Raw genomic sequence first — 23,778 nt, 5'->3', positions numbered from 1 at the left:
CTGGAGGTGGTTTCAAGATGAAGCGAAGCGGTCCTGGCCCGGCGCGGGGCCGCGGACAGCACAAGCAGTACCTGCCGCGCCCCGCGACGACGCCAGGATCTTTTCGAAACGGCTTCCTACTCGAGCGCGACCGCGCGGCGCTTGGGCTCGCCGCCATCCGTGCCGGCCGCCGGCGCGGCGGCCGGCGCCTTCCCGCGCGCGAGCACGGGCGCCAGCGCCGCGCCGGTATGGCTGGCCCTGACCTTCACCAGCCCTTCCGGATCGGTCGCGGCGACGATGGCGCCGCCGGCCACCCCGCCTTCCGGCCCGAGATCGATGATCCAGTCGGCCTCGGCGATCACGTCGAGGTCATGCTCGATCACCACCACGCTGTGGCCGCCGTCGGCCAGCCGGTGCAGCACGCGGATCAGCTTGGCCACGTCGGCCATGTGCAGCCCCACGGTGGGCTCGTCCAGCACGTACAGCGTGTGCGGCGCCTGCTGCCCGCGCCGCGTGATGTCGTCGCGCACCTTGGACAGCTCGGTCACCAGCTTGATGCGCTGCGCCTCGCCGCCCGACAGCGTGGGCGACGGCTGGCCCAGCGTGAGGTAGCCCAGGCCCACGTCCTTCATCAGTTGCAGCGGGTGGGCGATGTTGGACATGGCGGCGAAGAACTCCACCGCCTCGTCGATCTCCATGGTCAGCACGTCGCCGATGTTCTTGCCGCGCCACGTCACCGCCAGCGTTTCCGGGTTGAAGCGCTGGCCGTGGCAGACGTCGCACGGCACCTTCACGTCGGGCAGGAAGCTCATGCCGATGGTGCGCACGCCCTGGCCTTCGCAGGCCGGGCAGCGGCCGTCGCCGGTGTTGAACGAGAAGCGCGAGGCGGAGTAGCCGCGCGCCTTGGCCTCCAGCGTCTGCGCGAACAGCTTGCGGATGGTGTCCCACACGCCGATGTAGGTGGCCGGGCACGAGCGCGGCGTCTTGCCGATCGGGGTCTGGTCCACTTCCAGCACGCGGTCGATGCTCTCGAAGCCGGTGACGGCGTCGCAGCCCTGCCAGTCGTGCGTGACGTCGGGCTTGCGGCGCGGCTCGGCGCGCGCCGCGCTGCGCGTGCGCGCGGCGCTGGCCGCGTCGGCGCCGGCCGCCTTGCGCGCGCGGCGCGTGGCCGGCGACGACATCACCGAGCGGCCCACCGCGTCGAGCAGGTTGGTCATCAGCACGTCGCGCGCCAGCGTGGACTTGCCCGAGCCGGACACGCCGGTGATCGCCACCAGCCGCCCGAGCGGGATGGCGGCGGTGACGCCGCGCAGATTGTGCAGCGAAGCGCCGTGCACGGTCAGCCATTGCGCCGGCACCGCCTCGCGGCCCTTGCCTGCGGGCCGCACCGCGCGGCGCGGCTGCAGCGGGTGCAGGATCGGGTGCGCGAGGAACTGGCCGGTCAGCGAGTCGGGGCTGGCCGACAGCGCCGCCACCCCGCCCTGCGCCACCAGCGTGCCGCCGCGCTTGCCGGCGCCGGGGCCGATGTCGATGATGTGGTCGGCGCGGCGGATGGTGTCTTCGTCGTGCTCCACCACCACCAGCGTGTTGCCCTTCTCGCCGAGCTTGCGCAGCGCGTCGAGCAGGATCTGGTTGTCGCGCGGATGCAGGCCGATGGTCGGCTCGTCGAGCACGTAGCACACGCCCTGCAGGTTGCTGCCGAGCTGCGCGGCCAGGCGGATGCGCTGCGCCTCGCCGCCCGAGAGGCTGGGCGCGGCGCGGTCCAGGCTGAGGTAGCCCAGGCCCACTTCCTCGAGGAACTGCAGGCGGCTGCGGATCTCGCTGACCACGTCGCGCGCGATCTCGGCGTCGCGCCCGGCCAGGCGCAGCTTCTGCACCCAGCGGTGGGTGTCGGACACGGTCCACTGCGCCACGTCGGTAATGGCGTGCGCGTCGAACGTGACCGCGCGCGCCACCGGGTTCAGGCGCGTGCCGCCGCAGTCGGGGCACGGCAGGTCGGCCACGTCGTCGGGCTCCTGCTGCTCGGACGGCAGGGTCTGCTCGCGGCCGCGGTTGTCGTCGGCCATCACGGTGTCGTCGAAGGCCGCGCGCTGCTCGCGCGTGAGCGTGAGGCCGGTGCCGACGCAGCTCGGGCACCAGCCGTGCTTGCTGTTGTACGAGAACAGGCGCGGGTCGAGCTCCGGATAGCTGGTGCTGCAGACCGGGCAGGCGCGCTTGGTGGAGAACACCGTGGTGGCGCCGATGCCGCGCGTGCCGCCGTTGCCCATCGCATGGTCCAGCCCGTCGAGCGGCGCCAGCAGGTGCATCACGCCCTTGCCGGCTTCGAGCGCCTGGCCGAGCAGCGCGCGCAGCGCGGCCTCGTTCTCGGCCGACACCTTGAGGTCGCCCACCGGCAGCTCGATGGTGTGCTCGCGGAAGCGGTCCAGGCGCGGCCACGGATCGACCGGCAGGAATTCGCCATCCACGCGCAGGTGCGTATTGCCGCGCGCCTTGGCCCACTTGGCGAGGTCGGTGTAGACGCCCTTGCGGTTGACCACCAGCGGCGCCAGCAAACCCACGTGCTGGCCCTTGTAGTCGCGCAGCAGTTGCGCGGCGATGGACTCGGGGCTTTGCGAGGTGACCGGCGTGCCGTCGTGGATGCAGTGCTGGATGCCCAGCTTCACGTACATCAGGCGCAGGAAGTGCCAGACCTCGGAGGTGGTGGCCACCGTGCTCTTGCGCCCGCCGCGCGACAGGCGCTGCTCGATCGCCACCGTGGGCGGGATGCCGTACACCGCGTCCACCTCGGGCCGGCCCGCCGGCTGCACGATGGAGCGCGCGTAGGCGTTGAGCGATTCGAGATAGCGGCGCTGCCCTTCGTGGAACAGGATGTCGAAGGCCAGCGTGGACTTGCCCGAGCCGGACACGCCCGTGACCACGTTGAACTTGCCGTGCGGGATGTCGACGTTGAGCGCCTTGAGGTTGTGCTCGTGCGCGTTGACGATGCGCACCACGTCCACGCCCTCCACCGCGCGGCGCTCGCGCGCGGCGCGCAGCGCGGCCTGCAGCGGCACGCCTTCGTCGTCCAGAGCGAAGGCGTGGCCGATGGCGCGGTCGTAGTGCAGCAGCGCCTGGCCGGTATGGGACGCGGCGCAGCCGCGCACGTCCCGCGGCGTGCCCACGCACAGCACCTCGCCGCCGGCGTCGCCGCCTTCGGGGCCGAGGTCGATGATCCAGTCGGCGGCGCGCACCACGTCGAGGTTGTGCTCGATCACGATCAGCGAATGGCCGCCGTCGAGCAGCTTGCCGAACGCGCGCATCAGCTTGGCGATGTCGTCGAAGTGCAGGCCGGTGGTGGGCTCGTCGAACATGAACAGCCGGCCTTCGTGCGGCAGCGGCTTGTTGCGCGACGCCATGCCGCCCTGCGCGGTCTCGGCCAGGTAGCCGGCCAGCTTGAGGCGCTGCGCCTCGCCGCCCGACAGCGTGGGCACCGGCTGGCCCAGCTTGACGTATTCCAGGCCCACGTCGACGATGGGCTGCAGCACGCGCAGCACCGCGGCGTCGCCGGCGAAGTACGCCACCGCCTCGCTCACGGTCAGCTCCAGCACGTCGGCCACGCTGAGCGGGCGCGGTGGCTGGCCCGGCAGCGCGCGCTCGATCTTCACCTCGAGGATCTCGGCGCGGTAGCGGCGCCCGTCGCAGTCGGGGCAGCGCAGGTAGACGTCGGAGAGGAACTGCATCTCGACGTGCTCGAAGCCGGAGCCGCCGCAGGTGGGGCAGCGCCCGTCGCCGGAGTTGAAGCTGAACATGCCGGCGGTATAGCTGCGCTGCAGCGCCATCGGCGCCTTGGCGAACAGCTTGCGGATCTCGTCGAACGCGCCGACGTAGCTGGCCGGGTTGGAGCGCGCGGTCTTGCCGATCGGCGACTGGTCGACGAAGACCACGTCGCTGACCTGTTCGGCGCCGGCCAGGCGGCGGAACGCGCCCGGCGCGTCGGTGGACTTGCCGAAGTGGCGCGCCATGGCCGGATACAGCACGTCCTGCAGCAGCGTGGACTTGCCCGAGCCGGACACGCCGGTCACGCACACCAGGCGCTGCAGCGGGATCTCCACGGTGACGTCGCGCAGGTTGTGCTCGGTGGCGCCTTCCAGCACGATGCGCGGCGTGGCGGCGTCCACCGGGCGTGGCGCCCAGGCGGACAGGTCGGTCACCTGGCGGCGCCCGGCGAGGTATTCGCCGGTCAGCGTGCCGGAGGCGCGGATGTCGCCCGGCGTGCCGTCATAGATGATGTTGCCGCCGCGCTCGCCGGGCCCGGGGCCCATGTCGATCAGGCGGTCGGCCGCCAGCATCACCGACGGGTCGTGCTCCACCACCACCAGCGTGTTGCCGGCGTCGCGCAGGCGCCGCATGGCCTCGACGATGCGGTTGAGGTCGCGCGGGTGCAGGCCGATGCTGGGCTCGTCCAGCACGAACAGCGTCTTCACCAGCGAGGTGCCCAGCGCCGTGGTCAGGTTGATGCGCTGCACCTCGCCGCCCGACAGCGTGCGGCTCTGGCGGTCCAGCGTGAGGTAGCCCAGGCCCACGTCGCACAGGTATTTCAGGCGCGTGCGCACCTCGGCCAGCAGCAGCTTGAGCGCGTCGTCGAGCATCAGGCTCGGCAGCGTGAGTTCGTCGAAGAACTGGCGGATGCGCTCGATCGGCATCAGCATCAGGTCGTGCACGGTCAGGCCCGGCATCGCTTCGAGCCGGGCGCGGTCCCAGTCGACGCCGCGCGGCAGGAAGCGCCGCGCCGGCTCGCACACGGCATCGGCGCCGGCCTTGCTGCCCAGGCGCCACAGCAGCGCCTCGGTCTTCAGGCGCGCGCCGCCGCAGGTCTCGCACGGGGTGTAGCTGCGGTACTTCGACAGCAGCACGCGGATATGCATCTTGTAGGCCTTCGACTCGAGGTAGTCGAAGAAGCGCTTGACGCCGTACCAGTGCGTGTTCCACTTGCCGTTCCAGTCCGGCGAGCCGTCGATGACCCAGGCGCGCTCGGCCGCGATCAGGCTGGACCACGGCACGTCGCGCGGGATGCCGGCCTTCGCGGCGTAACGCATCAGGTCGTCCTGGCATTCCTTCCAGGCCGGCGTCTGCATCGGCTTGATGGCGCCGTCGCGCAGGCTCTTGCGCTCGTCCGGGATCACCAGCCCGAGGTCGACGCCGATCACGCGGCCGAAGCCGCGGCACGCCTCGCAGGCGCCGTAGGCGGAGTTGAACGAGAACAGCGCGGGCTGCGGATCGGCGTAGCGGATGTCGCTCTCGGGGCTGTGCAGGCCGGTGGAGAAGCGCCACACCTGCGGCTCGGCGGCGGTGTCGCCGCCGCCGGCGTCGAGCACATAGACGTTGACGCGGCCGCCGCCGCGCTTGAGCGAGGCCTCGATGGCCTCGAGCGCGCGCACTTTTTCCGTGTTGCCCAGGCGGAAGCGGTCGGCCACCACGTCGAGCACCTTGCGCGGGCCGGTGGGCGACTCCACCACGCGCTGCGCCTGCACGCGCGTGTAGCCGCTGACCGACAGCCATTGCTCGATCTCGGCCTCGGTGGTGGTCTCGGGCAGCTCCACCGGGAAGGTCACCACCAGGCGCGGGTCGTCCTGCGCGGCGCGCGCCTGCAGTTCGGCGTAGATCGTCTCGGGCGAATCGTGGCGCACCGGCCGCGCGGTCTTGCGGTCGAACAGCTCGGCCGCGCGCGCGTAGAGCAGCTTGAGGTGGTCGTTGAGCTCGGTCATGGTGCCGACCGTGGAGCGCGAGCTGCGCACCGGGTTGGTCTGGTCGATGGCGATGGCCGGCGGCACGCCGTCCACGCGGTCCACCTGCGGCCGGTCCATGCGGTCGAGGAACTGGCGCGCGTAGGCGCTGAAGGTCTCGACGTAGCGGCGCTGGCCTTCGGCATAGAGCGTGTCGAACACCAGGCTCGACTTGCCCGACCCCGACGGCCCCGTCACCACGGTCATTTCGCCGGTGTGCAGGTCGAGGTCGAGATTCTTGAGATTGTGCTGACGGGCTCCGCGGATGCGGATGACACCGGATGACATGGATTGCGTCCTTTTGACTTGCGGCTTGCTGCGGGCCCGCCGGCGCGCGGCGGAGGATCCGGCCGCCCGGGCGGGTGCCGCCGGCGGCATGCAGCATGCGGTATTGGTACGATCAGGCCGCTATCCTATCCCGAAGCACGCGCGCGTGCCCGGGACCCGGGTGTGGCGCTGACATCTCCTGACAGTACGCTGTCAGGAGAAAATGGGGACGCATCGGGGAACGGGCCCGGAAACCGATGCGCCGCCGGGCTGGCAAACTGCGGGGCGCGCCCCGCCGCGGGCCGCCCACGAAAACCGCAAACACAGGAAAACACAGATGGCGAAGTCCCCACGCGGCGCCGACGCGCTCGCCGCCACGCTGGCGCAAGCCGGCGTGCGCCGCATCTTCACCTTGTCCGGCAACCACGTCATGCCGGTCTTCGACGCCTGCCTCGACGCCGGCATCACGCTGCTGCACACGCGCCACGAAGCCGCCGCCGTGCACATGGCGGACGCCTGGGCGCGCCTGACCGGCGAGGTCGGCGTGGCGCTGGTCACGGGCGGCCCCGGCCACGCCAACGCGATCTCGGCGCTCTACACCGCGCAGATGTCGGAATCTGCCGTGGTGCTGCTGTCGGGCCACGCGCCCAACCGGCAGCACGGTTTCGGCGCGTTCCAGGAAATGCGCCAGGCCGAGATGGCGGCGCCGGTGTGCAAGGCGGCCTGGACCTGCGCCGGCGCGGACGCCGTCGCCGCCGACGTGGCGCTGGCGATGCGCATCGCCGCCGCCGGGCGGCCCGGCCCGGTGCACCTGAGCCTGCCCACCGACGCGCTCGAAGACCTCGTGCGCCACGCCGGCACGCCCGCGTCGATCGCCGCGCCGGCCGATGCGCCCGCGCTCGGCGCGCAGGACGCGCGGGCCGCGCTGGCGCTGCTGGCGGGCGCGCAGCGCCCGCTGATCCTGGCCGGGCCGGCCTGGCTGGGCGCGCGCGGCCGCGCCGCCACCGCGGCGCTGGAGGCGCGCACCGGCATCCCCGTGGCCGGCATGGAAAGTCCGCGCGGCATCGCCGACCCGGGCCTGGGCGCGTTCGCGCAAATGCTGGCGCGGGCCGACTGCGTGCTGCTGCTGGGCAAGCGCCTGGACTTCACGCTGCGCTTCGGCGCCGCGCCCGCCTTCGCGCCGGACTGCGCCTTCCTGCAGATCGACGCCGACGAGGCCGAGCTGGCGCGCGCCCGCCGCGCGGCGGGCGCGCGCCTGCGTTTCGCCCGGCAGGCCGGGGCGGGCAGCGCCATCGCGCAACTGATGGCGTGCGCGGACGGCGCCCACAGGCACGCCGCGTGGCGCGACGAGGTGGCGGCCGCCATCCGCTACCGGCCGGCGGCGTGGGACACCGCGGCCGGCGCCGGCGCGCTGCACCCGGCGCAGGCGTGCCGCCCGCTGCAGGCGATCCTGGACAGCCACCCCGATGCGGTGCTGGTGTCCGACGGCGGCGAGTTCGGGCAGTGGGCGCAGGCCTGCCTGCAGGCGCCGCACCGCGTCATCAACGGGCCCGCGGGCGCCATCGGCGCGGGCCTGCCGATGGCGCTGGCGGCGCGGCTGGCGCAGCCGGACGCGCCCGTGATCGCCATGATGGGCGACGGCAGCACGGGCTTCCATATCGCCGAGTTCGACACCGCGCTGCGCTACGGCCTGCCGTTCGTCGCCGTGGTCGGCAACGACGCGCGCTGGAACGCCGAGTACCAGATCCAGTTGAACAGCTACGGCCGGGACCGCCTGGTCGGCTGCGAGCTGCTGCCCACGCGCTACGACCAGGTATGCGCGGCCTTCGGCGGCCACGGCGAGCTGGTGCGGACGGCCCCGGAACTGCTGCCCGCCGTGCGGCGCGCCATTGCCTCGGGCCGGCCGGCCTGCGTCAACGTGCGGATCGAAGGCGTGGCGGCGCCGGTGGTGGCGTCGATGGTGGCGCGCGGCTAGGCGCGGTGCACGGGCGCGGTACACAATGCCAGGTACGGGAAAACCAAAAGAAAGGCAGACATGGAACTTCGGCAGCTACGCTATTTCGTCCAGGTGGTGGAGATGGGCAGCATGGGACAGGCGGCGCACAAGCTGGGCGTGGTCACCTCCGCGCTGAGCCAGCAGATCAGCCGGCTGGAGAGCGAGCTGTCCACGCGCCTGCTGCAGCGCACCTCCAGCGGCGCGGTGCCCACCGACGCCGGCCTGGCCTTCTGGCGCCAGGCCCAGCTGGCGATCCGCCATGCCGACGACGCAGTGCGCGCGGCCCAGCTCGCGCGCCTGTCCGGCCACGTCAGCGTGGGCATGGCGCCCAGCACCGTGGCCGTGCTCGGCCTGCCCTTCCTGCTCGCCATGCGCGCACGCTATCCCGACATCCGCCTGCACCTGGTGGAGAACCTGTCCGGCAACCTGGCCGCGATGATCGGCGCGCGCCAGCTCGACCTGGCCGTGCTGTTCCAGGTCGAGGCCGGCCAGCGCTGGAGCGTGACGCCGCTGCTGGAGGAGCGCCTGTTCCTGATCGCGCGCGACGGGCTGGCCGGCATGCCCGCCGGCGGGCCGCTGGAACTGGAGCAGCTCGGCGCGCTGCCGCTGATCCTGCCGAGCAGCCCGCACGGCCTGCGCGCGCTGCTCAACCAGGCGTTCGCGCGCGGCCAGCACCAGCCCAACGTGGTGGCCGAGATCGACGGCCTGGCCATGCTGATGGACGCGGTGCGCGCCGGGCTGGGCGCCACCATCCAGCCCGGCGCCGCGGTGGCGCGGCTGCTGGGCGAGCCGCTCGCCATGACCGAGATCGCCGACGGCGGCAATGGCGCCAATGGCGGCAATGGCTCCGGCACGGTGTGCCGGCCCAACCTGCTGGTCAGCCTGTGCGACGACGAACTGTCGCCGGCCGGCCTGGCCGCGCGCAGCGTGCTGGCCAGCGTGACGCGCGCGCTGGTCACCGAGGGCCGCTGGCCGGGCGCCACCCTTCACGAATCCTGAAGACCCCTTGCCGCAACGTGACTGGCGCCGCCGCGCGGCGCTGCGTACAGTCACGCCAACAGCGCGCCGCGCCGGCGCATGCCCCTGCATTGCCCGGCGCCGGACGCACGCCACGACAAGAGCCATCCCTCCAGGAGACATCATGCAGTCCACCGCCCGCCGCGCCGCGCTCGCCGGCATCCTCGGCACCATCCTCATGTCGGCAGGCACCGCGCCGTTCGCGGCCGAGCCGTGGCCCGCCAAGCCGGTCACGCTGGTGGTGCCGTTCGCCGCGGGCGGCACCACCGACATCATCGGCCGCACCATCGGCCAGAAGCTCGGCGAGGCGCTGCACCAGCCGGTGGTGGTGGACAACCGCCCCGGCGCGGGCGGCACGCTCGGCGCCGGCATCGTGGCGCGCGCGCAGCCGGACGGCTACACCCTGCTGCTGGCCACGGTGGCGCACACCATGGCGCCCGGCATCTACAAGTCCCTGCCCTACGACTTCGTCAAGGATCTCGATCCCGTCGGGCTGGCCGCGCTGACGCCCAACGTGCTGCTGGTCAACCAGTCGATCCCGGCCAGGAACGTGCCGGAGCTGATCGCCTACATCAAGGCGCATCCGGGCAAGGTCAACTACGGCTCGGCCGGCACCGGCAGCACCGAGCACCTGTCCGGCGAGCTGTTCCGCTCGATGACCGGCACCGACATCGCCCACGTGCCCTACAAGGGCGGCGCGCCGATGATGACCGACCTCATCGCCGGCCAGATCCAGATGGCCATCGAGACCAGCCCGTCGGCCGCGCCGCACGTGCGCAGCGGCAAGGTCCGCGCGCTCGCGGTGACGACGGCGAAGCGCTCGGGCGCCTACCCGGGCGTGCCCACGCTGGACGAGAGCGGCGTGAAAGGCTTCGAAGTGACCACGTGGTACGCCGTGATGGCGCCGCACGGCACGCCGCCGGCGGTGGAGCAGCGCGTGGCCGCCGAGCTGGCCAGGCTGCTCAGGCAGCCCGACGTGCAGAAGCGCTTCGAGGAACAGGGCGTGACCGCCGGCGACATGACGCCCGCGCAGCTGGCCGGCTTCATCCGCACCGAGACGGTCAAGTGGACCAAGGTGGCCAAGGACTCCGGCGCCAGCGCGGAGTAAAGCCGGCCGATCCCGGGCGGCGGGCCGCCGGGCCGCCCGCCTGGTCCGCCCAACCCGCCGCGGCGCCCCGGCGCCGCCTCAGCGCCAGGCCTGCGTGAATTCGTTGACCACGCGGTCCAGGTGCGCGCTCATGGCCGCGCGCGCGGCCTCGGCGTCGCGCGCCATGATGGCGGCGAAGATGCGCTGGTGCTCCTCCTGCGAGGCCACGCGCATCTTGCGGCTGTGGAAATGCTGCTCGATCTTGGCCCACAGCGGGTCGCTGCGCGCGCCGTCCCACATGGCCGTCACCACGTGCAGCAGCACGTTGTTGCCGGTGGCCGCCGCGATGCACAGATGGAACTCGCGGTCGGACGCCTCGTTGGCGGCCTTGTCGTCCATGTTCTCGCGCATCGTCGCCAGCGCCGCGAAGATGCGGTCGAGGTCGGCGTCCTTGCGCTCGGTGGCGGCCAGCCCCGCCACCTGCGATTCGATCAGCGCGCGCGCGCGCAACGCCTCGATCGGCCCCGGGCCGCGCGGAAACTCGAACGCGACGGGCCGCGCCGACGGGGCGGCGCCGACGCCGGCCGTCACATAGATCCCCGAACCCAGCCGGACCTCCACGATGCCCTGCACCTCGAGCGCGATGATCGCCTCGCGCACCGAGGTGCGGCTCACGCCGAAGCGCTCGGCCAGCGTGCGCTCGGAAGGCAGCCGCATGCCGGCAGCCAGCTCGCCCGATGCGATCAGCTGGACGATCTGCCGGGCCAGCGCCTGGTAGGAGCGGTCTCCCGCGCCGCGCGCCGGATCGGCCGCATCCGCGATATTGCCCTGGGCGAGCGTGAGCTCGGTCATTGACTGCCTCGATGAAATGGAATGAGGGGCGCCTGCGCGGCGAACCGGGCGGCCATCCGGCCATTGCCGGCCAACTGGTGAACCGGCCAGCGGCGGCTGGCATGCCGCAATGATAAACGCGAAGCGCGCCTGTGCCGCGCTTGCGGCGGCAGCCGCCCCGCCAATGTCGGCCATCAGTCTCAAATGGGGCGGCACGGCGCCAGCCATCCGGTCTTTCTAGTGGTAAACCATCGTTGGCGTATTTTGGTACACCAATCATTATCTGGTCTAACCAATTTTGCCAACTTCGTGCGCCGCTCGCCTGCCCCGGCTGGCCGTGCCGTTGCCCCGTTCCATGCGCTTGTCCTCCGTTGCCGCCGCGCAACCCCGTCCGCCCCGCCCCATCGCAACGCCGGTGCCCGCCCGCGCCGGAGCCCGCGCATGAGCGCCGCGGCCATCGACGTGGTGACGCTCGGCGAGAGCATGGCGCTGTTCGTGGCCGGCGAAGCCGGCGCGCTGCGCGACGTGGAGCACTTCACGCGGCGCCTGGCGGGCGCCGAGACCAACGTGGCGATCGGGCTGGCCCGGCTCGGGCTCAAGGTCGCCTGGGTCAGCCGCCTGGGCACCGATTCGTTCGGCGACTTCGTGCTCGACAGCGTGGCGCGCGAAGGCGTCGACTGCGCGCAGGTCACGCGCGACGCCACGCGCCCGACCGGCTTCATGCTGAAGTCGCGCGCGGCCGCCGGCGCCGATCCCGCGGTCGAGTATTTCCGCCGCGGCTCGGCGGCCAGCGCGCTGTCGCTGCGCGATTTCGACGCCGCGCGCTTCGCCGCGGCGCGCCATCTCCACGTCACCGGCATCTCGCCCGCGCTCTCCGGCAGCGCGGCCGAACTGGTCGAGCACAGCATGCGCTTCATGCGCGAGGCCGGCCGCGGCATCTCGTTCGACCCCAACCTGCGGCCCGGCCTGTGGCCCGGCCGCGCCGCGATGGCCGGGCACATCAACCGCCTCGCCGCGCTGGCCGACTGGGTCATGCCCGGGCTAGCCGAAGGCCGCCTGCTGACGGGCCGCGACGACCCCGCCGACATCGCCGCGTTCTATCTCGAACGCGGCGCGCAGGCCGTCATCGTCAAGCTCGGCGCCGATGGCGCGTACTACCGCACGGCCGGCGAGCAGGGCACGGTGCCCGGCGTGCCGGTGGCCAGGATCGTCGACACGGTCGGCGCCGGCGACGGCTTCGCGGCGGGCGTGCTGAGCGCGCGGCTCGAAGGGCTCGGCTGGCCCGCGGCGCTGGCGCGCGGCAACTGGATCGGCGCGCGCGCGCTGCAGAGCATCGGCGACATGGACGGCCTGCCGCGGCGCAGCGAACTGCCGCATTGACGCATTGACGTATTGACGCATACGCCGCGCCACGCGCGCGGACACACCCGGATTCGCGCGGCCCGGCGCCGCGCCAACACACCGGCGGCGGGCCGCCACGATGGCCCGCCCCGCCCGACCAAGGAGTTCCCTGATGAAGATGTCTTTCCGCTGGTACGGCGATTCCGATCCGGTTTCGCTCCAGTACATCCGCCAGATTCCCGGCATGACCGACATCGTGTCGGCGATCTACGACGTGCCCGTCGGCGAAGCCTGGCCCGTCGACAAGATCGAAGCGCTCAAGGCCAGGATCGATGCGGCCGGGCTGCGCTTCGAAGTCGTCGAGTCGGTGCCCGTGCACGAGGACATCAAGCTCGGCAAGCCGAGCCGCGAGCGCTACATCGCCAACTACCAGCAGACCATCCGCAACCTCGGCCGGTGCGGCGTCAAGGTGATCTGCTACAACTTCATGCCGGTGTTCGACTGGACCCGCACCACCTTGTCCAAGGTGCTGGAGGACGGCTCGACCGCGCTCGCCTTCAGCACGAAGGAAGTCGAAGCGCTCGACCTCGGCAAGGGCATCGCGCTGCCGGGCTGGGATTCGAGCTACAAGCCAGAGGAGCTCAAGGCGCTGCTGGCCGAATACGCGGACGTGGACGAGGACAAGCTGCGCGCGCACCTGGCGTATTTCCTCGAAGCCATCGTCCCGGTGGCCAGGGAGGCCGGCATCAAGATGGCGCTCCACCCGGACGACCCGCCGCGCCCGATCTTCGGCCTGCCGCGCATCGTCAAGGACCGCGACGACCTGGCCCGCATCCTGGCCATGGTCGACGCGCCCGAGAACGGGCTGACCTTGTGCTCCGGCTCGCTCGGCACGGGGCCGCAGAACGACGTGGAGGCGCTGGTGCGCGAGTTCGGCGGCATGGGGCGCATCCACTTCGCCCACCTGCGCAACGTCAAGATCACGCCCGAGGGCGACTTCGAGGAAACGGCCCATCTGTCGAGCTGCGGCTCGCTCGACCTCGCCGCCATCGTCAAGGCTTATCACGACGTCGGCTTCACCGGCCATTTCCGCCCCGACCACGGCCGCATGATCTGGGGCGAGACCGGCAAGCCCGGCTACGGGCTCTATGACCGCGCGCTCGGCGCGGTGTACATCAACGGGCTGTGGGAAGCGATGGCAAAGCTGTCCTGACGCGCGCCGCAGCGGGTACCCGCGCCGGCGTGCCGTCGCGGCACGGCATGGGCGGGGACCCGGTCTTCTACATAAAACAAGGGAGTGAGACAGTCATGCCGAGAATCCGCTGGGCCATGATCTTCATGTGTTTTCTTGCCAACGTGATCAACTTCATCGACCGCGCCAACCTCGCCATCGCCGCGCCAGGCATCCGCGCCGACCTCGGGCTCGACGCGGCCGGCATGGGGCTGGTGCTGAGCGCGTTCTTCTGGACCTACGCGTTCCTGCAGCTGCCGGCGGGCTGGTTCATCGACAAGGTGGGCGTGCGCGTGAGCCTGGCGCTGGCGGTGGGCTGGTGGTCGCTGTTCACGGTGGCGACCGGCGCGGCGCGCGGCATCGGCCAGCTCGTCGGCGTGCGGCTGATGCTGGGCGTGGGCGAGGCGGCGGCGATCCCGTCGTTCGCCAAGGTGGCCTACAACTGGTTCCCGCGCAGCGAGCGGGGGCTGGCCAGCAGCATCTTCGACAGCGGCTCGCGCGTGGGCTCGGCGCTGTCGCTGCCGCTGGTGGCGTGGCTGATCTCGGTGGTGGGCTGGCGCGGCTCGTTCGTGGTCACCGGCGCGCTCGGCCTGGTGTGGGCGCTGGCGTGGTGGTTCATCTACCGCGACCCGGAACGCTACCGCGCGGTCGCGCCGCGGGCCGTGGATGCGCTGCTGGCGCAGCGCGGCGGCCCGGTGGAGGCCGAGGGCGCGGCGCGGGTGGCGTGGCTGGACCTGTTCCGCTACCGCACCATCTGGGGAATGATGATCGGCATGTTCTGCCTGAACTTCGCCATCTACTTCTTCATCACGTGGTTCCCCAGCTACCTGCTGCAGTCGCGCGGCTTTTCGCTGGCGTCGCTCGGCACGCTGGGCATGCTGCCCGCGCTGCTGGCGATCCCGGGCGGCTGGCTCGGCGGCTACGTGTCCGATGCGCTGTTCAGGCGCGGCTGGAGCGCCACCAGGGCCCGCAAGACCTGCCTGGTGTTCGGCATGCTGATGTCGTCGTCGATCGCGTTCTCGGCGGTGGTGGAGAGCACCGCCGCGTGCCTGGCGCTGTTCGCGCTGGCCTACGCGAGCCTGTCGTTCGCCGGCGCCAACGTGTGGACGCTGGTCGGCGAGGTCGCGCCGTCGCGCTCGCACGTCGCCTCGATCGGCGGCATCCAGAACTTCGCCGGCAACCTCGCGGGCATCTTCATCACCACCTTCACGGGCGTGATGCTGACCATCACCAAGGGCTCGTTCGTGATTCCGCTGTCGGTGGCCGGCGCGCTGTGCGTGGTGGGCGCGCTGTCCTACCTGTTCGTGGTCGGCAAGATCGAACCGCTGCCGCCGCTGCCGGCCCGGGCCGCGGCGGGCGGGCGCGGGGTGGCGACGGCGCCCTGACCTGCTAGCTGGCCTGCCGGCACGCGGCCTGCCAGCCGTGCACCTCGATGCGGTTCACGGCGCTGGCCTGCCTGGGGCCGAGGCGCAGGTCGGCCAGCGACACCAGCTGCAGGCCGCCGGCGGACGGCGGCAATGCCACGCCGTCCTGCTCCACCATCACGATGGCGCCCTCGCCCACCGGCGTGTTGTAGAGCTCGTGCCAGGTGAACAGGCAGGCATAGCCGTCGCCGGCCAGCGCGGCGATGACCAGCCGCTTGCATGCGGCGCGCGGCAGCGATTGCATGCCGGCCGCGTCCAGCAGCGCCGTCAGCCGCACGCCGCGCATGCCGCCCAGGTCGCGCACATGCCGTCCCGAATAGCACTGGATGGTGGCCGGGCCGCTGCGCACGTCGGCCATGGCGAGCAGGTCGTCGCGGCCGAAGCTGCGGCTGCCGGGCAGCACGCCGGCCACGGCGATGCTGTCGGAGAAATGCCTGGCTGCCTGCGTCTGCGGCGGATGCGTGGGCGGTGAGGTATCGGTCAACATGGCGTCGTGCCTCCGTGTCATCGGTTCCCGCGCGCGGCCGCGAAACCGGCTCGTAGTATATCGCCGAATATAACGACGAACCCCGCCGCCGCCGCGCCGTGGCAGCGCGGGTGCCGCCGGCGCCGCCGGCCATGGCCGGCGCGCGGGCGGCGCGCGCCCGTTGTGCTTCCTCGCACTCTTGCCTACCATGCACTCACGTCCCGCGCGACGCTGGCAGGCGCCGGGCATCCAGCCCACGGAGGTAGCGCAATGACCCGACGTGTATCCGCTTGCCGGCCCGGCGCCCGCGTGGCCGGCCACCGGGCGGCGCCGTGACGGCGGCCGACGGCACGACCGGCGCCAAGCCGGCGGGCAGCTTCGCGCCGCTGGCGCAGACCACCTTCGCCGTGCTGTGGGCGGCCACGGTGCTGGGCAACGTGGGCAGCTTCATGCGCGACGTGGCCAGCGCCTGGCTGGCCACCGACTTGTCAGGCTCGCCCGCGGCCGTGGCCATGATCCAGGCCGCGGCCACCTTGCCGGTGTTCCTGCTGGCGATTCCCGCCGGCGTGCTGTCCGACATCCTCGACCGGCGCCGCTTCCTGATCGTGATCCAGGCCGGGCTGGCGCTGGTGAGCGGCACGCTGATGACGCTGGCCTGGCGCGGCGCGCTGACCATCGAGATCCTGGTGGCGATGGCCTTCGCCGGCGGCATCGGCGCGGCCATGATGGGACCGACCTGGCAATCGATCGTGCCGGAGCTGGTGCCGCAGCGCGAGCTCAAGAACGCGGTGGCGCTCAACGCGCTCGGCGTCAATATCGCGCGCGCCATCGGCCCGGCCGCCGGGGGGCTGCTGCTGGCGGCCTTCGGCGCGGCCGTGACCTATGGCTTCGACCTCGCCAGCTACGTCTTCGTGGTGGCGGCGCTGCTGTGGTGGAAGCGCCCCGCCCGCGCCGACGATCCGCTGCGCGAGCAGTTCTTCGGCGCCTTCCGCGCCGGGCTGCGCTTCACGCGCGCGCACCGCAGGCTGCACGTGGTGCTGGCGCGCTCGGCCTGCCACTTCGCGTTCGGCAGCAGCGTGTGGGCGCTGTTGCCGCTGGTGGCCAAGCAATTGCTGCACGGCGGCGCCAGCCTCTACGGCGTCTTGCTCGGCGCGGTGGGCGCGGGCGCCATCCTCGGCGCGCTGGCCATGCCGCGCCTGCAGCGCCGACTCGATGCGGATGGCCTGGTGCTGCTGTCCGCGCTCGCCACCGCGGCGGTGATGGCGGCGCTGGCGGCGGCGCCGCCGGTGTGGCTGGCGCTGCCGCTGCTGCTCCTGCTGGGGGCGGCGTGGATCATGGCGCTGACCACGCTCGGCGGCACCGCGCAGGCGATCCTGCCGAACTGGGTGCGCGGCCGCGCGCTGGCGGTGTACCAGATGGTCTTCAACGGCGCGATGGCGGGCGGCAGCCTGCTGTGGGGCTTGGTCGCGCAGGAGCTGGGCATCGCCCGGGGGCTGATGGTGGCGGCGGCCGGGCTGGCGGTGGCCGGCCTGGCGCTGCACCGGGTCAAGCTGCCGCGCGGCGAGGACGACCTCGTGCCGGCGCGGCACTGGCCCGAGCCCGCGCTGGCCGAAGCGGTGGCGCACGACCGCGGCCCGGTGATGATCCAGATCGCCTACCGCGTCAGCAGCGAGAACCGCGACGGCTTCCTGCGCGCGGTCCACGCGCTGTCCGAGGAGCGCCTGCGCGACGGCGCGTTCAACTGGGGCGTGATGGAAGACGCCGCCGACCCGGGCGCGTTCACCGAATGGTTCCTGGTGGAGTCGTGGGCCGAGCACCTGCGCCAGCATGAGCGCGTGCCGAACGCGGATGCCGACCTGCAGCGCGACGTCAGCCGCTTCCACAGCGGCCCCGGCGCGCCGCAGGTGCGCCACCTGCTGGCGGTGGCGCCGCCGCCGCCCGTCAATTGAGCCGCCGCCGTCGCGCGAACGCGCGCCGCGCGTGCCCGATACGCCCCACGCGCCAAAAGCAAACGACTGTGACTAACACCAAAGCAGTGCTGCCCTGGCGGGGAAAGGCCTCTATACTGGATTCATGCTGCACCACAGCATTTCGTGGTCCGTGCAGCTTATTTCCAGGAGGCAGGCATGTCACTCTGCGAGCTATGCATGGCGCAAGTCGACCGCCCCGGCCATTTGCCGCCACATCCGCGGCTGGTCAAGGCCAGCACGTTCCACGCCGGCGCGGGCGGCAACGCCTTTGTCTACCGTTGCGAAGTCTGCGGGCAGACCATCCTGCTGTCCGCCACGACGGAGGACGGGCCGGACCGCTGGACCCATCTCAAGAGCAACGACCACTAGGCGCCCGGTGCGCCGCAATAAAAAGAGCCGTCAAGCAGACGGCTCCAGTGGTTCCCCGCGATCAATGACCGCCCCGCCAGCCTGCGGCGTCTCTGGGGACGCACGTCCGGCGCGATCGGCAAGGCGGCACCCGGCACGGCGACGGCTATTCACTGCTTGTCCGCGCCATCCGGATTCGCAGCGAATTGTGCCGGAGCATAGTGACAGCACGAAGTCGGCGCGGTGGCGCGGGCGGCACCCGCGCGCCAGCGCTCAGGCGGGGCTCGCGGCGCCGTCCCCGAGCACGCTGCGGGCGCGGCTGACGGCTTCGGCGTCGCCATGCACGACGACGAGGAACTTGTCCGCCTTCAGCGCCGTTTCATAGCGCAGCACGGAATCCTTGGGCACGCCGATCGCCGTCAGCGCGCCGACCAGGGCGCTGGCGCCGCCGCCCAGCACCGCGCCCTCCACGCCGCTGGCGACCATCGCGGCAAGCGGGCCCAGCACCACGATGTGGCCGAATACCGGGATGAACATCAGCGCCGAGCCGAACAGGATGCCGGCCAGCCCGCCCCAGAATGCCCCGAGCTTGCCGAAGAACCGCGCCCGGTCGCCGGTGTTGAAGTAGCCGACCACGTGCTCTTCGGTGTGGTAGTCCTTGCCGACGATCGAAATGGCCTTCATGTCGACGCCCGCGCTGGCCAGCCGGCGGACGGCGTCCTCGGCCAGGACATGGGTGTCGTAGAGCGCGGTGACGGCGTTTTGCGTTTCCATGGCGATTCTCCGGTTCGTTCGGTGAATGGTTCGACTAGTTCGACTAGTTCGGCGGGTATCCCGATGCGCCGCGCAAATCGATTCAGCTGCCGGCCGCGCGCGTCACGCGCACGGGAATGGATTTGTAGGACGGCGTGCCGCTTTCCTTGTCGATGTAGTCGAGCGGCACCAGGACGTTCGCTTCCGGATAATAGGCGGCCACGGAGCCGCGCGCGATGCCGTAGGCGATCGCCGTGATGTTCCCGAGCCGCAAGTGCCGGTCCGAGACCAGCGTCTCGATGTCGACCAGGTCCCCGTGTTCCAGTCCGAGCGCGGCCAGGTCGGCCTCGTTCATGAACAGCACGTCGCGGCGGCCGAACACGCCCCGATAGCGGTCGTCCAGCGCGTAGATCGTGGTGTTGTACTGGTCATGGCTGCGGATCGTGATCAGGCGCAGCACGTTCTCGCCGCCCAGGACCTCGGCGTCCTCGTGCACGCCGCCGTACACGGAGAACTCGGCCTTTCCCGACGGCGTGTGCCACTTGCGCTCGGTCGGCGGCAACGGCAGGCGGAATCCGCCCGGCGTCCGGATGCGCTCGTTGAAGGCTTCGAAGCCGGGGATGGTCTTGTCGATCAGGTCGCGGATCTTGTCGTAGTCGGCGACCAGTTCCAGCCAGGGGACCTTGCTGTCCGGCAGGGTCGCGTGCGCGATGCCGGCGACGATGGCCGGCTCGGAGCGCAGGTGCTCGGAAGCGGGGGCGAGCTTGCCGGCCGATGCGTGGACCATCGACATCGAGTCTTCGACCGTGACCGATTGCGGGCCGCCCTGCTGCACGTCGAGCTCGGTGCGCCCGAGGCAGGGAAAGAGGTAGGTTTCCTTCGCCACCAGCAGGTGCGTGCGGTTGAGCTTGGTGCCGATGTGCACGCTCAGGTCGAGCTTCGCCATGGCGGGAAAGGCCTGCCCGGGGTCCGGCAGCGCGACGGCGAAGTTGCCGCCCAGGCAGATCAGCGCTTTCGCGGATCCGTCGATCATCGCTTCCATGGCGTTGACGGCATCGTGCCCGTGCCCGCGCGGAAGCGCGAAGCCGAAGATGCCTTCGAGCCGCGCGAGGAAGTCCTCCGACGGCTTCTCCGTGATGCCGACCGTGCGGTTTCCCTGCACGTTGGAGTGGCCGCGCAGCGGGCAGATGCCGGCGCCCGGCTTGCCGAAGTTGCCGCGCAGCAGCAGCAGGTCGGCGATCAGGCGGACATTGGCGGTGCCCTTGCTATGCTGGGTGACGCCCATGCCGTAGGTGACGATCACGGCGTTGGCCTTCGCGTAGGCGATGGCCACCTGTTCGAGATCGGCTTGCAGCAGTCCGCTCGCCTTTTCGATGTCCGCCCACGTCGTGGCGGCAAGGTCGGCCGCGAAGGCGTCGAAGCCGGCCGTGTGCGTGGCGATGAATTCGCGGTCGAGCACGTTGCCCTGTTCCGCCTCCAGCGCCAGCAGCGCCTTCATCACGCCCTTGAGCGCGGCCGCGTCGCCGCCGGCGTTGACCTGGAAATAGGTCGAGGCGATCCGCGTCGAGCCGTAGGTGGCCATCTCCAGCCAGTTCTGCGGGTCGGCGAAGCGCTCCAGCGCGCGCTCGCGCAGCGGATTGAACACGATGATCGGCACGTCGCGCCGCGAGGCTTCGTGGAGCGTGCCCATCATGCGCGGATGATTGGTGCCGGGATTGTGGCCGATCGAGATGATGAGATCGCAGGCATCGAAGTCCTCGAGCGATACGGTGCCCTTGCCGATGCCGATCGATTGCGGCAGCCCGACGCTGGTCGGCTCGTGGCACATGTTCGAGCAGTCGGGGAAATTGTTGGTGCCGTACTCCCGCACGAAGAGCTGGTAGAGGTAGGCGGCCTCGTTCGACGCCCGGCCGGAGGTGTAGAACTCCACCTGGTCCGGCGGCAAGCCGCGCAGGATCTGCCCGATGCGGCCCAGGGCCTCGTCCCACTCGACCGCCCGGAACTTGTCGGTGGCGCGGTCGTACACCATCGGATGCGTCAGGCGGCCCATGTCCTCCAGCTCGAAATCCGATCGCTGCAGCAACGACGACACGGTGTTGTCCGCGAAGAACTCCGGGCGCACGCGCTTGGTGGTCGCCTCCCAGGTAACGGCCTTCGCGCCGTTCTCGCAGAACTGGAAGTTGGAGCGGTGCTCCTTGTCGGGCCACGCGCAGCCCGGGCAATCGAAGCCGTCGGGCTGGTTGGTCCGCAGCAGCGTGATCGGGGCCTTGATGGTTTCCATCTGCTGCCGGATGGCCTGGGCCGTCGCCCGCAGCGCCCCCCAGCCGCCGGCGGGGCCGTCGTATTGCCTGATGCCGGGCACTTCGCGTCGATTGGTCATTTTGATGCACTCCATGGATGAACACTGTGGCGCCATGCGATCGGGCCGGCGCGACGCGCCGCGCCGGCCCCTATGCGGCTGTCTTCTTCGGCTTCGGCCCGGCGCGGCGCTCCGGCGCCTTCTCCCGGGCCGGGGCCCCGTCGGCCGGCGAGGCCGGCGCGCTGTCCGTTGCCTTTGCCCCGGCCCCGGGCCCGGCCGGGAGCTTGTCGAACCGTACCTCGCCGCTGTCCTTGTCGTAGTCGATCCTGGCGCTGTCGCCGGACTTGAGCGCGTCGCCGAGGATCTCCCTGGCCAGGCGCGTCTCGATGATCTGCCGGATCTGGCGCTTGAGCTCGCGCGCGCCGAACTCCGGCTGGTAGCCGACCTCGACCAGGTGCTCGACGAGCGCGTCGCCAAAGCCGAGCGTGATGTCCTGCGCCGCCGCGGTGCGCGCGATGCGGTCGAGCTGGATCTGCACGATCGCCCGGATGTTCTCCCTGGCGAGCGCGTTGAATACGATGATCTCGTCGATCCGGTTGAGGAATTCCGGGCGGAAGTGCCCCTTGAGGACGCCCATCAGCGCCTCGCGGAGGTCCTTGTCGGACTTGCGCCTGGCCTCGGGCTGGGCCAGGTTGTCCATGATGATGGCGGACCCGAGGTTGCTGGTCGCGATCATGATGGTGTTGCTGAAATCGACCACGCGGCCTTTGCCGTCGGTGAGCCGGCCGTCGTCGAACACTTGCAGCAGCACGTTGTAGACGTCGGGGTGCGCCTTCTCGATCTCGTCGAGCAGGATCACGCTGTAGGGCCGCCGCCGCACGCGTTCGGTCAGCTGGCCGCCTTCGTCGTAACCCACGTAGCCCGGCGGCGCGCCGATCAGGCGCGCCACCGCGTGGCGCTCCATGTACTCGGACATGTCGATGCGGATGATGGCCTGCTCGTCGCCGAACACGGTCTCGGCCAGGGCCTTGGCGAGCTCCGTCTTGCCGACGCCGGTCGGCCCCAGGAACAGCAGGGTGGCGATCGGCCGGTGCGACTGGCCGAGCCCGGCGCGCGACAGGCGCACCGCGTCGCTCACCGCCACCACCGCATCCTCCTGGCCAATCACCCGCTCGCGCAGCCGGGCCTCCATGCCGAGCAGCTTCTGGCGCTCTTCCTGCGTGAGTTCGGCGACCGGAATGCCGGTCAGGCGCGACACGACCTCGGCCACCGTCGCCACCGTCACCTCGAGCGTCTCGGAGCCGGTCTTGCGCTGCCATGCCTCCATGGCTTCGTCGAGCTGCTTCTGCTTCTCGCCGATGCGTTCCTCGAAGCGCTTGGCCTCGTCGAAGCGCTTGCGCGACGCGGCGTAGTCCTGCTCGCGCTTGAGCTGCGCGGCTTCCGCTTCCAGTTCCTGGATCGCGGCCGGCCGGGAGGTGGCGCCGATGCGCACGCGCGCCGCGGCCTGGTCGATCAGGTCGATCGCCTTGTCGGGCAGGAAGCGCGACGTGATGTAGCGATCCGCGAACTCGGCCGCGGCGACGAAGGCGTCGTCGGAGAAGGTCACCTGGTGGTGCGCCTCCAGCTTGTCCCGCAAGCCGCGCAGGATCACGATGGTCTGCTCGACGCTCGGCTCCGGCACCAGGACCGGCTGGAAGCGCCGCTCGAGCGCGGCGTCCTTCTCGATGTACTTCTGGTATTCGTTCAGCGTGGTGGCGCCGATCAGGCTGAGCTCGCCGCGCGCCAGCGCAGGCTTGAGCACATTGGCGATGTCCAGGCCGCCCTCGCCGCCGCCCTGCCCGGCCCCGACGATGGTGTGCAGCTCGTCCACGAACAGGATCAGCGAGTCCTGCCTGGCCGTGACCTCCTCGATCAGCTTCTGGGCGCGCTCCTCGAATTCGCCGCGGTACTTCGCGCCCGCCACCATGGCATTGATGTTCACTTCGACGAGCCGCTTGTCGCGCAGGACTTCCGGCACGTCGCCGTTGACGATGCGCTGCGCGAGTCCTTCGACGATCGCCGTCTTGCCGACGCCCGGCTCGCCGATCAGCACGGGATTGTTCTTCTTGCGCCGGGCCAGCACCTCGATCGTGCTCTCGATTTCCTGGGCGCGGCCCAGCACCGGGTCGAGCTTGCCCTGGCGCGCCATCGCGGTGAGATCGCGGCCGAACTTGTCGAGGGTGGGCGTGCCGGTGCCGCCTTCGATGCGGCCATCCTCGGCGCCCTTGCCCACCACCTTGACGACCTTCTGGCGCAAGGCCTCCGGCGTCACGCCATATTTCTTGAGCAGCGCGCCCGCGATGCTCTCGGGCACCGAGGCCAGGCCGATCAGCAGGTGCTCGGGCCCGACGTACGAGTGGCCCAGTTCGTGCGACGCCTGGAAGGCGAACTGGAAGGCCTTCTTCAGGCGCGGCGAGATCGTCATCCGGTCGAGCGGCGCGTCGGCATCCGCTTCCCCGGTGCGCGCGTGCTCGTCGATATAGGACTTGATGTCCTGCGCCGAGATCTTGAGTTCCTTGAGCAGTGCGCCGGCGATGTCGTTGTCGGCCAGCACGTACAGCAGATGCTCGGTGTCGAGTTCGGTGCGGCGCAGCTCGTGCGCCTTTTCCGCGGCGCGCTGCAACAGCTCGATCGTCTGCTCGCTGAAGGCGTCCGCGGCGTCGACCGACTCGCGCGGCACCTCGGCGGAGAACGAACCCGCGTGGCCGGCCTCGCCGCCCATGCCGCCGAACAGGTGCGACAGCCCGCCGCCGCCGCCCAGCAGCGAGTCGAACGGATTGAGCATGTCCTGGTGCCGCAGCATCTGCCGGTAGTGATAGTCGCAGATCGAGAGCGTGCGGCGCTCCCCGTTCTCCGTCACGGTGACGCGGGCGACCGCGGGGCGTGCGTTGCAGATGTCGCAGAGGACTGGCATGGCGTGAGGATCCCTGTTGCAGCAGCGCGCGCGGGCGCCGAAGATCGCGCTTCG

Annotated in this window: 14 protein-coding genes; 8 read left to right on the top strand and 6 right to left on the bottom strand. The window is 71.2% G+C overall.

The annotated features are described in order from the left end of the window. Positions 1 to 116: 116 nt before the first annotated feature. Entirely contained in the window at positions 117 to 6,029 is a 5,913-nt protein-coding gene (uvrA, locus tag ACKI2N_RS03485) for an excinuclease ABC subunit UvrA (RefSeq protein ID WP_420994635.1), read from the bottom strand. A gap of 316 nt (positions 6,030 to 6,345) precedes the next feature. Here uvrA and ACKI2N_RS03480 point away from each other — a divergent pair, with 316 nt between their 5' ends. The 3 genes from ACKI2N_RS03480 to ACKI2N_RS03470 all read left to right on the top strand — a co-directional run bounded on the left by ACKI2N_RS03480 (position 6,346) and on the right by ACKI2N_RS03470 (position 10,129). Continuing rightward, the gene (locus ACKI2N_RS03480) at positions 6,346 to 7,983 is read left to right on the top strand and encodes a thiamine pyrophosphate-binding protein (protein WP_426990413.1); all 1,638 of its coding nucleotides are present in this window, start codon (positions 6,346 to 6,348) and stop codon (positions 7,981 to 7,983) included. A gap of 60 nt (positions 7,984 to 8,043) precedes the next feature. Beyond that, positions 8,044 to 9,003, top strand: a complete 960-nt coding sequence (locus ACKI2N_RS03475) for a LysR substrate-binding domain-containing protein (RefSeq protein ID WP_420994632.1) — start codon at positions 8,044 to 8,046, stop codon at positions 9,001 to 9,003. Between the two features lie 142 nt (positions 9,004 to 9,145). Then, positions 9,146 to 10,129 (top strand): Bug family tripartite tricarboxylate transporter substrate binding protein, encoded by a 984-nt coding sequence (locus ACKI2N_RS03470; RefSeq protein WP_420994631.1) that lies wholly within the window; start codon positions 9,146 to 9,148, stop codon positions 10,127 to 10,129. Between the two features lie 78 nt (positions 10,130 to 10,207). On the opposite strand, the gene ACKI2N_RS03465 is transcribed toward ACKI2N_RS03470, so the two are convergent. Continuing rightward, positions 10,208 to 10,960, bottom strand: a complete 753-nt coding sequence (locus ACKI2N_RS03465; protein ID WP_420994630.1) for a FadR/GntR family transcriptional regulator — start codon at positions 10,958 to 10,960, stop codon at positions 10,208 to 10,210. Positions 10,961 to 11,380: 420 nt separating this feature from the next. On the opposite strand from ACKI2N_RS03465, the gene ACKI2N_RS03460 reads away from it, so the two are divergent. From ACKI2N_RS03460 to ACKI2N_RS03450, 3 genes are all read left to right on the top strand, one after another. Next, positions 11,381 to 12,319 carry a sugar kinase gene (locus ACKI2N_RS03460; protein WP_420994628.1) on the top strand — a complete coding sequence of 313 codons (939 nt, stop codon included), beginning with the start codon at positions 11,381 to 11,383 and terminating at the stop codon, positions 12,317 to 12,319. A 133-nt stretch (positions 12,320 to 12,452) separates the two neighbouring features. Then, positions 12,453 to 13,493: a mannonate dehydratase gene (uxuA, locus tag ACKI2N_RS03455; RefSeq protein WP_420994626.1), complete on the top strand. Its 1,041-nt coding sequence runs from the start codon at positions 12,453 to 12,455 to the stop codon at positions 13,491 to 13,493. A 95-nt stretch (positions 13,494 to 13,588) separates the two neighbouring features. Further along, positions 13,589 to 14,896 (top strand): MFS transporter, encoded by a 1,308-nt coding sequence (locus tag ACKI2N_RS03450; protein WP_420994624.1) that lies wholly within the window; start codon positions 13,589 to 13,591, stop codon positions 14,894 to 14,896. Between the two features lie 4 nt (positions 14,897 to 14,900). Here ACKI2N_RS03450 and ACKI2N_RS03445 read toward each other — a convergent pair whose 3' ends face one another. After that, complete coding sequence (locus ACKI2N_RS03445) at positions 14,901 to 15,422, bottom strand: molybdopterin-binding protein (protein WP_420994623.1); 522 nt, start codon at positions 15,420 to 15,422, stop codon at positions 14,901 to 14,903. A 311-nt stretch (positions 15,423 to 15,733) separates the two neighbouring features. Here ACKI2N_RS03445 and ACKI2N_RS03440 point away from each other — a divergent pair, with 311 nt between their 5' ends. Further along, positions 15,734 to 17,350, top strand: coding sequence for an MFS transporter (locus ACKI2N_RS03440; RefSeq protein ID WP_420994622.1), 1,617 nt, complete (start codon positions 15,734 to 15,736; stop codon positions 17,348 to 17,350). A gap of 198 nt (positions 17,351 to 17,548) precedes the next feature. After that, positions 17,549 to 17,740, top strand: coding sequence for a hypothetical protein (locus ACKI2N_RS03435; RefSeq protein WP_420994621.1), 192 nt, complete (start codon positions 17,549 to 17,551; stop codon positions 17,738 to 17,740). Between the two features lie 252 nt (positions 17,741 to 17,992). On the opposite strand, the gene ACKI2N_RS03430 is transcribed toward ACKI2N_RS03435, so the two are convergent. The 3 genes from ACKI2N_RS03430 to ACKI2N_RS03420 all read right to left on the bottom strand — a co-directional run bounded on the left by ACKI2N_RS03430 (position 17,993) and on the right by ACKI2N_RS03420 (position 23,724). Continuing rightward, positions 17,993 to 18,493, bottom strand: a complete 501-nt coding sequence (locus ACKI2N_RS03430) for a general stress protein (RefSeq protein ID WP_420994620.1) — start codon at positions 18,491 to 18,493, stop codon at positions 17,993 to 17,995. An 82-nt stretch (positions 18,494 to 18,575) separates the two neighbouring features. Beyond that, positions 18,576 to 20,852, bottom strand: coding sequence for an FdhF/YdeP family oxidoreductase (locus tag ACKI2N_RS03425; protein WP_420994619.1), 2,277 nt, complete (start codon positions 20,850 to 20,852; stop codon positions 18,576 to 18,578). A 70-nt stretch (positions 20,853 to 20,922) separates the two neighbouring features. Beyond that, positions 20,923 to 23,724: an AAA family ATPase gene (locus ACKI2N_RS03420; protein ID WP_420994618.1), complete on the bottom strand. Its 2,802-nt coding sequence runs from the start codon at positions 23,722 to 23,724 to the stop codon at positions 20,923 to 20,925. Between the last annotated feature and the right edge of the window lie 54 nt (positions 23,725 to 23,778).

It is taken from the genome of Cupriavidus sp. 30B13 (assembly GCF_049059565.2).
Classification (GTDB): Bacteria; Pseudomonadota; Gammaproteobacteria; order Burkholderiales; family Burkholderiaceae; genus Cupriavidus.
Note: the sequence above shows the minus strand (reverse complement) of the source record. Positions and strands in the feature narration are given on the sequence as shown.

What these genes read in the sequence shown, in the direction of transcription:
- uvrA (WP_420994635.1), bottom strand. Translation starts at nt 6,029, where the DNA reads ATGTCATCCGGTGTCATCCGCATCCGCGGAGCCCGTCAGCACAATCTC.
- ACKI2N_RS03480 (WP_426990413.1), top strand. Translation starts at nt 6,346, where the DNA reads ATGGCGAAGTCCCCACGCGGCGCCGACGCGCTCGCCGCCACGCTGGCG.
- ACKI2N_RS03475 (WP_420994632.1), top strand. Translation starts at nt 8,044, where the DNA reads ATGGAACTTCGGCAGCTACGCTATTTCGTCCAGGTGGTGGAGATGGGC.
- ACKI2N_RS03470 (WP_420994631.1), top strand. Translation starts at nt 9,146, where the DNA reads ATGCAGTCCACCGCCCGCCGCGCCGCGCTCGCCGGCATCCTCGGCACC.
- ACKI2N_RS03465 (WP_420994630.1), bottom strand. Translation starts at nt 10,960, where the DNA reads ATGACCGAGCTCACGCTCGCCCAGGGCAATATCGCGGATGCGGCCGAT.
- ACKI2N_RS03460 (WP_420994628.1), top strand. Translation starts at nt 11,381, where the DNA reads ATGAGCGCCGCGGCCATCGACGTGGTGACGCTCGGCGAGAGCATGGCG.
- uxuA (WP_420994626.1), top strand. Translation starts at nt 12,453, where the DNA reads ATGAAGATGTCTTTCCGCTGGTACGGCGATTCCGATCCGGTTTCGCTC.
- ACKI2N_RS03450 (WP_420994624.1), top strand. Translation starts at nt 13,589, where the DNA reads ATGCCGAGAATCCGCTGGGCCATGATCTTCATGTGTTTTCTTGCCAAC.
- ACKI2N_RS03445 (WP_420994623.1), bottom strand. Translation starts at nt 15,422, where the DNA reads ATGTTGACCGATACCTCACCGCCCACGCATCCGCCGCAGACGCAGGCA.
- ACKI2N_RS03435 (WP_420994621.1), top strand. Translation starts at nt 17,549, where the DNA reads ATGGCGCAAGTCGACCGCCCCGGCCATTTGCCGCCACATCCGCGGCTG.
- ACKI2N_RS03430 (WP_420994620.1), bottom strand. Translation starts at nt 18,493, where the DNA reads ATGGAAACGCAAAACGCCGTCACCGCGCTCTACGACACCCATGTCCTG.
- ACKI2N_RS03425 (WP_420994619.1), bottom strand. Translation starts at nt 20,852, where the DNA reads ATGACCAATCGACGCGAAGTGCCCGGCATCAGGCAATACGACGGCCCC.
- ACKI2N_RS03420 (WP_420994618.1), bottom strand. Translation starts at nt 23,724, where the DNA reads ATGCCAGTCCTCTGCGACATCTGCAACGCACGCCCCGCGGTCGCCCGC.